This window comes from Arcticibacter pallidicorallinus (genome assembly GCF_003002875.1).
GTDB lineage: Bacteria > Bacteroidota > Bacteroidia > Sphingobacteriales > Sphingobacteriaceae > Arcticibacter > Arcticibacter pallidicorallinus.
On sequence record NZ_PVTH01000004.1, the window covers coordinates 1 to 13,039 of the forward strand.

Sequence of the window (13,039 nt, forward strand, 5' to 3'; positions counted from 1 at the left end):
ACCGCATGACCATCGTAATAGCGGTAAGCCGGTGCAAAGGCATGGCGAATCACGGCAGCCGAAGAGCTGATCAGTCCGAACTCCGCAGAACTGGCAATACTGGCGGCGGTTTGCATGAATTTGCGGGGTTTGGCCTGGACGATGTTTTTGCCTCGGCTACGGCGGAAAACACTTGGTCCCACTATTCCTCTGATGATGCCTTTGTTATCGATAATTGCCATGATTTGTCCTGCTGTTTTTTTCTACATTGTGAGCCTCCTGAGATCAAATCTAAGTCACCGAAAAGAAAAAACAAAGAAATAAATCACTTATTTTCAGCGTTATAACACTGATGCAGTTCTTGATACCATTAAGGCGGTTTTTCAAAAAGACGCTTAAAAAGTTCGCCGATAACCGACTAAATACAACTAAAAAAGGCTGATATTCCCCCCTTTCCTTTCTCTGATCCGGTTCTGACAAAGCGCCTGCAAAGGCTTAACACGACAAGGTCCAGTAAGCAGTAAGTCCATGTTTCATAACGAAAACATGGACTTACTACAGACTCAACAAGCCCGGTACACAGCCTAAAATAAAAGCGGCCAGCACTCACGCTAGCCGCTTGGTAAGAGGGTCTATTCTATTATCGTCTACTTTACCAAAAACTCCTTTTTCAGACGGATATCTTCCGAAGAGCTACCCATCATCACCACGAACTTTCCTGGTTCAACCGTCCAGTTCATATTCTTATCCAATATCGCGAGGTCATCCGGCTGCAGTACAAACTTCAGCGTCTTTTTCTCACCCGGATTCAAAGTCACCCTTTCAAAGCCACGGAGAACGGACTCATAAGTGGTTACGCTGCTAACGAGGTCTTTCAAATACAACTGAACAACTTCATCTCCTTTGCGGCTACCGGTATTTTCAATATCCACAGAGACGTTCACCAAATCCTGCGAGTTCAGCTTATCGGGAGATACAACCAGATTACTGTATTCAAATGTGGTATAGCTTAACCCGAAGCCAAATGGGTACAATGCTCCATTTACGCGAGTTTTACCATAGCCATTCGGACCGCTGGATGGTTGGTTCGCATGAGAACCGGGTTTGAACGGAAAATTAAGCTGGATCTGTCCCGTAGACTTTGGAAAGGTCATTGTCAGCTTACCTCCCGGATTATAGTCTCCGAAAAGCGTCTCGGCAATTACCTTCCCTGCCTGAGGACCGGGGAACCAGGCTTCCAGAATAGCCGGGATATAGCGATCTTCCCAGTTGATGGTAAGCGGCTGCCCGTTTATCATCACCATTACTATCGGCTTGCCGGTGGCGTGCAACGCCTGCAGCAACTGGAGTTGTCTGCCGGGTAAATTTAGTCCGGTTCTTGACATACTCTCACCTACTCTTTTATCATCCTCACCTACAACCGCGATTACAACATCCGCTGTCTTAGCCTGATCAACTGCTGCCTGGATCGAGGCTTTTTCTGCTGCTGTAAGCTCCGTGGGAATGATCTCACTTTCTGGCCAGGTCGCATCAATGATATCACAACCTTTGGAATAGTTCACCTTCACTTGAGTTCCAAGGTAAGATTTTATTCCATCCAAGACGGAAGTGACAGGGTTATTGGAAGGTCCGTAGCGACTTACAGCATAGGACTCATCTGTAGCAAGGGGACCCGTTACCAGGATGTTCTTGAGCTTTTCTTTGTTCAAGGGAAGAAGGTTCGCTTCGTTCTTAAGCAACACCATAGACTCGAGGCTCATCTGCTGTGAAAATGCTTCGTCCTGGCTGGTGTGCACCAATTTATCAGCAGCAGAAGGGTCCTTCACATACGGTTCATCAAAAAGCCCTAGTCTGAATTTCACTCTTAACACGTCTGCAACACGCTCATCAAGGGTTTTCATAGACACCTTGCCTTCCTGAACGAGTTCTCTTAAGGGCAGAATATAATCTTCCGGTTTGGTAAAGTGGGTGCGGACGTTCAATCCTGCTTCTACAACCTGCCTGACTGCCTCCTTGTAATCATCTGCCACGCGGTGCTTGGTGAATACATATTCCACAGCTTCACTGTCGGATACAATATAGCCGTTGAAGCCGAATTGATGGCGAAGCAGGTCGGTCAGAAAGTAATGACTGGCAGTCACCGGAACGCCGTCCCAGTCGTTGTAACTACTCATGACACCCATAGGGGCTGCTTCCTTGACCACCCGGCGAAACGGGTAAAGGTACATCTGATGCATTTCACGCGGGGCAACATGCGGATCAGTTCGTGCATCTCCGTCACGGCCTCCTTTTGGAATGCTGTAGACTGCGTAATGCTTCAAGGTGGCGGCTACTCCCTGCTCCTGAATGCCCAGTACCATCTGTTTGCCGAGCTCGGCGATGTGGAATGGATCTTCACCATAACATTCAACAACACGTCCCCAGCGCTGGTCTCTGGCTACGTCCAGTATCGGTGCGTAGATATTGGTATAGCCGAGGGCCTTTGCCTCGCGCCCTGCAACTTCTCCGGCATGTCTTACAAGAGCTTTATTCCAGGTACTGCCTATATTGATAGGCGAAGGGAAAGGTGTGGCACGGTCGTGGCATAAGCCATGAATCGCTTCGTTCGTAAAGTCTACAGGAATGCCCAGGCGTGTTTCTTCTATAAACCAACGCTGCACTTTATTGATGCCATTTGCGTGATTTCTAAAGGGAAATGAATATTCAGTCTTTGCTGTCGGGTGATTTCTTAAACCATTCAGATGTTCGTCTATATTGGCTATGCCGTCTTTCCATATCTCGTTTTTCCATTGCGGAGTCGGCATTTCGTCCTTTAAAACTCGCCCATATCCATAGAGCGTTGCTGTTTGGCATGTCTTCTCGTTGAGGTTCATTTGGGAAATCAGGTCGGAAACTCGCTTCTCCAGCGGCTGCTTCGGATCCTCGAATATGTCCTTCTTCCCATTTTTGTTGAAATCGATCCATCCTTTCTTGTAAATCCCGTTATTCTGTGAGAAACTATAAAACGGGGTTGCAAGGAACAGGGATGCGGCTAATACATATGATTTGTTCATGCGTGTGTACGGTATTTATCTAAGTGTAAGATTTGTTTGCAAGCGGATGTCGTCGGAGGCACTGCCAACCATCAACTTGAATTTTCCGGGTTCTGCAATCCAGTTGAGATCGTTGTCGTAGAAAGATAGCAGCTCACTTTTTATTGTGAACTTCAATTCTCGGGACTCGCCGGGTTTCAACGAGAGCTTCTGAAAGCCCTTCAGTTGTTTCAATGGTCTGGCTATTGAGGCAACTTCGTCATGAATATAAAGCTGAACGACTTCCTCGCCGGTGACTTTACCTGTGTTGGTCAGACGGAAACTAAGGACTGCCTCGCCATTCTGATTGATGGAACTGCTGTCGAGTTTGAGATCAGAGTAAGCAAAGGTCGTATAGCTCAGGCCGTGCCCAAAGGCGTACATCGGACTGTTTGGAGAATCGATATACATTGATTTATAGCGTGTATTGGCCGGATCCTTTACGGGCCTTCCGGTGTTATATACGTCGTACGAAAGTGGGATCTGTCCTACTGATCTCGGAAAGGTGACAGGGAGTTTTGCTGAGGGATTGTATGCGCCGAAGAGTATATCGGCAATCGCATTTCCTCCTTCAGTACCAGGCCACCAGGCATAAAGAATAGCGGAGGCCTGGGCAGCTATCTTATCAAAGATCAGAGGGCGACCAGCCATAAGCACCACAATCACCGGCTTCCCGGTTGCTTTGACGGCTTCAAACAGTGCTTCCTGCCTTCCGGGAATGTGTATATCCGTTCTTGATTTCGCTTCACCACTCATGTCCCATGTCTCACCAAGGGCCATGATTACCACATCGGCTTTTCTGGCCGCATCTACTGCTGCTGCAAAACCATCCTGGGATGAGGATGAAACTCCGGCACCCTTCGCATAGATCAGGTTTGCTTTATTTGAAGTCTGGTTGCGTACGCCTTCCATCAGACTTACCACATTGACTGAATCTGACTCCACAATCCAGCTCCCTTCAAGGTCTCGTTTTGCTTGTACAAGCGGACCTATCAACGCGATATTCCTGACGTCCTTCTTTATCGGAAGGATATTTTGGTCGTTCTTCAGAAGCACAATCGACTTCTTAGCCAACTCACGGGCCGCTACCCGATGAGCAGGATCACTGAAAACTTTCTTCTCTCTTTTGAAGTTGGAAAACCTGTAGGGATCTTCAAACAAGCCAAGTTCAAATTTCTTGTACAGTATCCTTCTGACTGCATCATCTACCCACTTCAAGCTGACCTTACCCTCCTTTACGAGCTGTGCCAGATTGTCAATATAAGCACGACTCTCCATATCCATATCCGAACCTGCAGTAATCGCTTTCGCCGCAGCGTCGGCCTCATTAGCCGCATAGCCCCAAGGTATCATCTCTCCTATTGATCCCCAGTCGCTTACCATGAAACCCTTAAAGTTCCACTTACCTTTCAGAATGTCCCGTTGCAGATAGGCATTACCGGTCGCGGGTACGCCGTTCAATGTATTGAAGGCATTCATAAAGGTAGCGACCCCTGCATCGACGGAAGCTTTGAAGGGAGGCAGATAAGTCTCCCATAGCTGCTGCTTGCTCATGTCGACTGCATTGTAATCGCGACCTGCGATAGAGGCGCCATATCCGGCAAAATGCTTGGCGCAAGCCATGATCGACTCCACACTTCCGAGCTGCTCGCCTTGAAAGCCTTTAACCCGGGCTTCTGCAATGAGGCTTCCCAGGTAGGCATCTTCCCCTGCTCCTTCCATCACTCTGCCCCAGCGCGGATCTCTGGCCACATCGACCATTGGTGCAAAGGTCCAGTGGATGCCCGCCGCAGCGGCTTCTTTTGCTGCAATCTGTGCGGACAAACGCATGGCGCCCAGGTCCCAGGATGCTGCTTCTCCTAATGGAATCGGAAACACGGTTTTGTAACCGTGTATGACATCCAGACTAAACAGGAGCGGAATTTTGAGTCGCGACTCTAAAGCGACTTTCTGGATTTCCCGGGTATCTTTTACGCCGCGGACGTTTAGCATAGAGCCAACCCGCCCGGTTCTGATATCCTGAAGAAGATCCGTCTTCTTTTCACTGACGGGGCCGGTAACTTCGCGACCTGAGTACTGATTCAACTGACCGACCTTCTCTTCAAGGGTCATCAGCTTCATTAGAGAATCTACGCGCCAGTCTATTTTCCTGTCCTGGGCATAGGTTGTGAGAGTACCTGAAAAAGCGATCAAAACCGTTGCACGGTATATACATGATCGCTTTAACATTTTAGTGCTTATGAACTTCATTTTTATTATTTTACACCATCAAGAATACCCTGATAGGCTGGTTTTCTTTCATAGTTTGCATCGAACGGAAGCGGCCAGTCGGGACGGTCGTATTGGCCTGGAATCCAGGAGTCGGCATCTGAAACGTTCCATGTAGTTATACCAAATTGCTGCGCTTTCGGTATCGCATTGTATGCCTTGACAATGCTCTTGTACTTCAGAGCCTGCTGGCTTGCGAGGGCAGCCGTCCAAACCATGTTCTTATCATTGTCGGGATTAACAGCTATATCCAGTTCAGAGATGTGCACCAGTAGTCCCGTTGCAGCAGCGGTCTCAATTGCCTTAGCCAGATCCGCGTCAGAACGATTGACCCGTGTATGCATCTGCATGCCGATACCATGAATAGGTATACCGCGGTTTTTTAAACCTGTGACGAGATTTAGAATTGCTGTCCGCTTCGTAGGCCCGTACTCATGGCCGTAGTCATTGTAGAAAAGCAGGGCTTGAGGATCAGCCTCGTGTGCGTACTGAAAACACCGGGCTATGTAATCCTCGCCAAGCTTCTGTATCCAGATGCTGTTCCTGTACTTTCCATTCTCTTCAAAGGCCTCATTCACTACATCCCAGGAGGCTACCCTTCCCTTATATCGTGAAACGATCGTCTGGATGTGCGTTTTTAGCAATGCTTCCCAAGCTGTAGAATCACCCTGAAAACTCGCTACCCATGCTGGGACATTCTTATACCAGTTAAGCGTATGGCCGTGCAGTCGTTTACCGTTTTGTGCGGCAAAGTCTACGAGGTAGTCGGCATCCGCCCAGTTATACGTATTCGCGGAAGGATGAATGAAAGACATCTTCATGGCGTTTTCAGTCGTAATGCTATTGAATTCCTTGGTTACAACGTCTCTGTATGCCGCGCGCGATTTCATAAGTCCCGGACTGATTGCAGCGCCAAACTTGAAAGGTAAATTTTTCTGCAGACTTACATCTTCAGCAGGTGGCTCCTCTGTTACGGGTTTTACATCACGATCTTTACTTCCCTGGCATCCGACAGAGACAGCGAGAAGTAAGAAGGTGCAAATTATGGTTGCGTTAAGTTTAGTGTTCATCATGAGGTTAGGTTATTTGTATTGCTCTTGTTTCTTGGAGTAGAAGCTTTTAAGGGTATAGAAAGCCTTTTTCTTGCTACCCGTTTCGGAGATCAGTCCTTTTCTGTTCCAGAAATTCTGATAAATGGGATGCTGCCTGCGGGGAGAACGGAAATCGGCCAGTATCCAGGGCGTCATACCGCGAAGTCCTTTGATCGTGCTAAGCAGGGCGATCTGACTCTCATACAATGCTTCCTGATACTCTTCCGAGAATTTGGTTTTATTGTCGGCGTAGAAGCCTCCCAGCGCATCAGCACCAAATTCGGAAACGACTACAGGCTTGGAGTATTTGATGTTGAAATGGTACTTTCCAATCTCATCCGGAGTTCCACCCCAGTACCATCCCGCATACTCATTAAAACTTACCAGGTCGATCTTCTCACCAAGGGGATCGTCTACAATAACTTCCGTTCCGTTTCTGTGTACTTCAAGCGCGGCGGCGATCAGGCGGGTGTTGTCGAGACTCCGTGCGTGGCTGATGAGATTGCCCATGAAGGCATGCCGTTGTTCGCTCAAAGGCGTTTCATTTCCAACTGACCAAATAATAACGCTCGAACGGTTTTTATCCCTGGAAATCAAATCAGTAAGCTGTTGTTTCGCGTTGTTATAGGTGTCGGGATTATCCCAGGAGATCGTCCAGTAAACGGGCACTTCAGCCCATACCATCAGACCCATTTCATCGGCCAGGCGCACCATGTCTTCGCTATGCGGGTAATGGGCCAGCCGCACGTAGTTACAGCCCAATTCCTTCGCCCATTGGAGCATCATCCGCATATCACCTTCTGACCTCAGACGACCCGCAAGCAGTGGGTTCTCGTCGTGAATGGATATACCCCGTAAAAAGACTGACTTGCCGTTCAGGAGGATATCCTGCCCCTTTGTCTCGATGGTTTTAAAGCCAATCCGATCGTGAACCTGGTCGGAAGCGGAACTAATCGTCACGCCATATATTTTCGGGTTTTCTGGTGACCAGTAGCTGATCTTCCTCGAGGGGATGCGGATATGCGCTTTGCCGCTCGCGTCGGTCTTTACCTGCAGGCTTATTCCGAGCTCCGGGATCTGGACCTTGACATTTTCAGTCTGGGTGTTCCCGGCCAGCTGTATGTAGCCTTCAATAGTTCCGCGGTCTGCAGCACTAAGCTGAATCTTGTAATCAGCGATATAGGACTGAGGTGTTTCTGTGATGAACACATCCCTGGTAATACCTCCGTAGTTCCACCAGTCGGTGTTGATGGTTGGTATCTCATCCTGTTTACGGGTGTTATCAACTTTAACTACAACGGAATTCTCTCCATTAATGAGGTGTTTATCAATTTGGAATTGGAAGGGAGTAAAACCACCCTTATGTACGCCCAGCTTCTTACCATTGAGGTAAACATGCGCCTCATAGTTGGCTGCGGCAAAATAGAGGAAATACTTCTTCCCCTTATCTGGAGACATATTAAACTTCTTTCGGTACCAGACCGTACCCTCATAGAGCTCCAGTTTTTCAACCTGTGAATTCCAGTCTCCCGGCACATTCAGCGCAGGCGAATAATCGAAATTGTATTCAATGAGCTCCGATTGGTCGGTATTGGTTACATCATCGAAGAAGCCGCCCTTTCCGGATGCTGAAGCATCGAAAGCTTTTCTTCTGTAGTCGTAGAAGCCGTTTTCATAAGGGTCAACAATATAATTCCATTTACCGTTCAAACTCAGTGCGACCCTTGCTTTGTTGTTTTGAACCGGCCCCGATTGCCCTGCTGCTGCATAGCTCAACAGGACAAGGATGAAAAGATTAAGAGCTGCTTTTATCATTATTGCTAGTTAAGACGCCAGGCAAGCCTGGCGTCGGGTGCGTGAGATGGCGGACTTAGTAGCCCGGGTTATTTTCCATTTTTCTGCCTGTATTGGCATCGATTACCTTTTGGGGAATAGGTAATAGCTCATGGATCTCCTTCATGTTAGCAGCGGTGAAAGGGTTATGTTTTTTGGTTCTTTCAAGCAGCTTGCCGGTGCGTACAAGCGTTTCCCTTCTTAGTTCTTCCGTAACAAGCTCTCTGGATCTCTCATCGAGGATATAATCCAGGGTGATGGTGGAGCCATCCGCAGCAATAGGCGTAGCATTTGATCTTGTGCGAACACGGTTGATGAAGTCAGCAGCAAGAGCCAGTTTACCCTGCTTGAAGTAAGCCTCTGCCAATAGCAGATAGGTGTCGGCTAAGCGCAGATACGTTTGATCTGCAAAAGAATGTGTATCTCCCCATCGTGCAGGGTCAGCAGACACCCAGTCCCATTTACGTGTGCTTGCCCATTTGGTACTGTTGACGGTCATCTGCGATTGCAGCATGTGCGTATTGGTTCGTACTCCTGTCGCCGATAAGTAGTATTTACGTACTGCATGTTCGCTGAAGCGATCATCCTGAGGTTCGTAAATACTGAATGCCCATGCGGTTATACCACCTCTTCCGATACCTCTTCCCCCATTCTCCGGGTTATAAGGAGCGTAAGAACTGTAGTTGATCACCCATGTTCTTCTCATGGAGTTGGGTCTTGCTCCGATCAGCTTCAATACATCGGAGTTTGCGAATACCCAGAGGGCTTCCGTATTACCTTGTGAAGGAAGAATGTTTCCATTCTTGAACTGATCCATGAAGGCACTTCCGGCAGAGCCGGCGCTGCTTCCGTAACGCTGAGTAATCAGTTTGTAGCGTGAATTGTTAGTAACCTTCAGGGCTGCGGCTTCTGCTTTCGCGGGCTCGTTCATCCATAAATGCATCTCAGCCAGATAGTGATTGGCAACGACATTGGCAATGACCAAAACATCGTCTGAATAGTCCGGCAAGTGTGCCGCAGCGAACTCGAGGTCCGACACGATCAATGCCTGAACTTCGGCAACAGGTCTTCTTTCCCAGTCATTTCTGAAGTTGATACCCGTGATCTCTTCTGTGGTTATGGGCACAGGACCGAACGTATAGGCAAGATGTTTGTATGCCCAGGCTCTGATCAGGTGTGCGTGTGCCAACATTAGATTCTTATTGATTTCGTTCTGCACCTGAGAGCCCCCCTGCCAATCCACGTCCGGATTTTGTGCGCGTGTGATAATGGTATTTGCAGAGCTTATCGCCTTGTAAAGAATCAGGAACACTCCGTCGCGACCTTCTGTATCACCATTCACGAACTGCATGGTGGAGTTGAAGTCTGCCGTTGTATACCTGTTCAGACCACGGGTCCAGGAGAGCTCGGCATTAGCCCAGCCATTGTCGGTACCGATTTTCCAGATGACACCTAACTCAGCCGACTGGATCATATCAGCGCGCTCCTGCCTTGGAAAATCAAGCAGGGCGTTGACTGCAAGCCTGAAGCCTTCATATTTGGTGAATAAATTATCTGCATAGATATTGTCCTGCGGTTCTTCTTTAAGAAACTCCGCTTCGTTGCATGAGCTAAAAGCAAGGGCAAGCGAAAGGAATGCGATATATATCTTCTTCATTGTTTGATGTTTAAAATTGTGTGCGTAAACCGAAAACGTATGATCTCACTTGAGGTCTGGTAGTCTGGGTGTTGAACTCAGGGTCAAGACCATCCCATTTGGTAATGGTAGCGACGTTTTTAGCGTTGACAAAGAACTGCAGACGTTCCAGCTTAAGCTTTGATAGCACGAGAGATGGCAAAGTATAGCTCAGGGAAATATCCTGAAGCCTGATAAAGCTTGCGTCTGTTGTCTCGTCATCAAAGTAAAGCAGTCCGTATGGATTGGCATCATCCCTGTTCGCAGGATACGTGTTGATCGGATTTTCAGGTGTCCAAAATTGTCTGTCCAGTGCACCGTTTCTTCCGTCGAAATAGGTATTCAGCAGAGAATTTGATTTTCTTACACCCTGAACAGAGCGGATAAAGAAGCTAAACGCGAAGTTTTTATAGCTGAATGTATTCGTTAATCCCGCGATATAGGAAGGAACTTGAGAACTTAAGACAACGCGGTCATACTCCGGAGATATCTTTCCGTCAGGAACGCCGTCCGGACCGCTTACATCGCGAAGTTTGACATCACCTGGCTTAGCCTGCGGCTGTGCCGATCCTTCCACGATGTCGTTTTGCTGCCAGATACCGTCGAAAACATAGCCATAGTTAACATCGATCGGCTCACCTACGAACCATCTGTTTCCGATGTCGCTGATGTAACTTCCGCTGGCATCAGTCAGACCTACGTTGTCTATCCGGTTAATAGCGCGTGAAATGTTCAGATCCGTGCTCCAGCTGAAGTTGGTTTTCCGGATGTTGACGCTGGAAACGGTGAAGTCGATTCCCTGGTTGCTTGTTTTTCCGATGTTCTGACGGATGCTCTTTACTCCGTTTACCGGCGAAATAAGCTTATCCAACAGGAGGTCTGTTGTACTCGTTCTGAAATAATCTACGGATCCACTGATTCGTCCGGACAGGAAGCTAAAGTCAAGTCCTCCATTGAATCCGAGGGTCGTTTCCCATCCAAGAGAAGGGTCGCCAAGGCGGTTAGGATAATATCCCAGGGCCGGAGTTTTACCTGTAGTCAGGTTATGCTGCGGGGAAAGCTGAGGCAAAGTAGAGTAAGGATCGATGGCCTGCTGACCGTTTTCCCCGTAAGAGGCACGCAGTTTCAGATTGTCCAGCCAATCATACTTTTCCATAAACTTTTCACCGGACATATTCCAGGCTAATGCTACGGAAGGGAACACCCCGAATTTGGTATCTGCACCGAAGCCGGAGAAGCCGTCACGTCTTGCAGTCACTGTCAACAGATACTTGCCGTTGTACGTGTAGTTTACCCTGGCCATCTGTGAGATATTTGCCTGCTTTACGTATTCATCTCTGCCAACCGCAGTTGTGGCAATACCATTTTGAAAGAACGTCTGAAGATCACTTGGAAAACCCACGGAACTTAAAGCATGGACTTTTTTCGTACGCTCCTGTGCACTATACAGTCCGGTAAAATCGAAATCGTGCTTTCCAAACTTTCTGTTATAGTTAACGATGTGCTCAATCAGCCAGTCGGAGGTATTGTCATTTGAAGTGAGGGCCTCTCCTTTTCCTTCAAAACCGCGTTTCGTATCTCTGCCGTAATATGTTTCGATGGTATTGTTTCTATAAGTATAGCCCGTATTTGCTTTATACGACAGGCCTTTAACAAAGGGGAAGTCGATTTTAATAAAGTTGGTACTAACTACAGATTTGGCATCATCATTATTGATGATATTCAGCGATTCTAGTGGATTTGCCCAAAAAGGGTCTTCCGGCCACGGGCGGATATTGATAGAACCGTCTTCATTAAATGCTGGCACCAGCGGGTTCATGCCGAATGCATCGGAGAAGCGCACCGGCTCTCCACCACGGTCTGCAGATGCAAGTTGTGTATTTGTTCCAAGAGTTAACCATGGAGTGATCTTTGAATCCAGGTTCAGGCGGAGCGTGGTTCTTGTAAAGTCGTCATTCTTTGCGATACCTTTGGCGTCGTTGAAGGTTCCCGAGAGGTAATAACGGGTATCCTCCGTACCTCCTGAAACCCCAACGCTGTGCTGCTGTCTGGAACCTGTCCTGGTAGCCAGCTTTATCCAGTCGGTAGTAAGTCCCTGATCAAAAGAGGCCTGCTCGGTTGGAGAAATCGCTGCCTGGTTTATGCGGTCAACCTTGTTCTTATAGAAGGTTGGTCCATCCATCATATCCGGTAGTGAGGCAATTTCATCGATTCCATAGTTGGCGTCATACGTGATCCTGGCTTTACCCGGTTTTCCGCGCTTGGTAGTAATAATGATCACTCCATTTGCTGCGCGGGCTCCGTATATAGCTGCTGAAGACGCATCTTTAAGCACATCGATAGATTCAATGTCGTTAGGATTGATTTCAGAGAAGCTGTTGAAGTATGGGATACCATCCAGAATGATCAGCGGACCGTTAGACGCCTTAATAGAGCGCCGTCCACGGATCTGGATATTATTGTTACCACCCTCGGCGCTGGGCTCATTGGTAGCAATGCTAAGTCCTGCAACCTTACCCTGCAAAGCCTGGCCTACGTTTGTTTGCGGCATGGTTTCCAGATCTTTCGTTTTGAAGCTGGCTATCGCACCTGTTACATCACTTTTCTTGCGCGTACCGTAACCGACGACCACCACTTCTGACAAGGCGTTATCGCCCATCTCCAGGGTGACGTTAAGCGTCTGCCCTGTACCCACGGGAACTTCCTTGCTTTGGAATCCGATATAAGTGAATACCAGAATGGAATTGCTTCCTGAGACAGGGATGCTGTACTCACCATTCGCATTAGACATGGTACCCTGATTTGTTCCTTTAACTTTTACGCTAACGCCCGGGAGGGTTTCGCTCTGCTGGTCTTTAATTGTACCCTTTATAACTCTTTGCTGTGCGTATGAAGAAACACATATCAGGTACATGCATAGGGTCATTATCACCCGGAGCCCTCTCTTGATAGGCAGAGCTGCGAGATCTTTCTTCCAGTAAAAATCTTTCATTGTTAATTGGTTTTATATTATTCGATTAGTGTTTTGCCATGTGTTAGCCCAATGGCGCTGTAGTAAATCAACGGTTTCCTTTCTTACATACTCGTTATTGGTTAATAGGTTACATCTGTTTGGTTAAGTC

6 protein-coding genes and 1 pseudogene are annotated in these 13,039 nt (G+C 47.8%); all 7 read right to left on the reverse strand.

Annotated elements, in window-relative coordinates:
• Positions 1-221: pseudogene (locus B0I27_RS07310) on the reverse strand (hypothetical protein); the annotation flags it as partial.
• 405 nt (positions 222-626) lie between these two features.
• Positions 627-3,032 carry a glycoside hydrolase family 3 N-terminal domain-containing protein gene (locus B0I27_RS07315; protein ID WP_106292591.1) on the reverse strand — a complete coding sequence of 802 codons (2,406 nt, stop codon included), beginning with the start codon at positions 3,030-3,032 and terminating at the stop codon, positions 627-629.
• Positions 3,033-3,047: 15 nt separating this feature from the next.
• The gene (locus B0I27_RS07320) at positions 3,048-5,300 is read right to left on the reverse strand and encodes a glycoside hydrolase family 3 N-terminal domain-containing protein (RefSeq protein WP_245925455.1); all 2,253 of its coding nucleotides are present in this window, start codon (positions 5,298-5,300) and stop codon (positions 3,048-3,050) included.
• A gap of 5 nt (positions 5,301-5,305) precedes the next feature.
• Positions 5,306-6,391 carry an endo-1,4-beta-xylanase gene (locus B0I27_RS07325; protein ID WP_106292592.1) on the reverse strand — a complete coding sequence of 362 codons (1,086 nt, stop codon included), beginning with the start codon at positions 6,389-6,391 and terminating at the stop codon, positions 5,306-5,308.
• A gap of 9 nt (positions 6,392-6,400) precedes the next feature.
• Complete coding sequence (locus B0I27_RS07330) at positions 6,401-8,224, reverse strand: glycoside hydrolase family 2 protein (RefSeq protein ID WP_106292593.1); 1,824 nt, start codon at positions 8,222-8,224, stop codon at positions 6,401-6,403.
• 55 nt (positions 8,225-8,279) lie between these two features.
• Complete coding sequence (locus tag B0I27_RS07335) at positions 8,280-9,899, reverse strand: RagB/SusD family nutrient uptake outer membrane protein (protein WP_106292594.1); 1,620 nt, start codon at positions 9,897-9,899, stop codon at positions 8,280-8,282.
• Between the two features lie 10 nt (positions 9,900-9,909).
• A complete protein-coding gene (locus B0I27_RS07340; RefSeq protein ID WP_106292595.1) occupies positions 9,910-12,909 on the reverse strand; it encodes a SusC/RagA family TonB-linked outer membrane protein in 3,000 nt (999 codons plus the stop codon).
• Between the last annotated feature and the right edge of the window lie 130 nt (positions 12,910-13,039).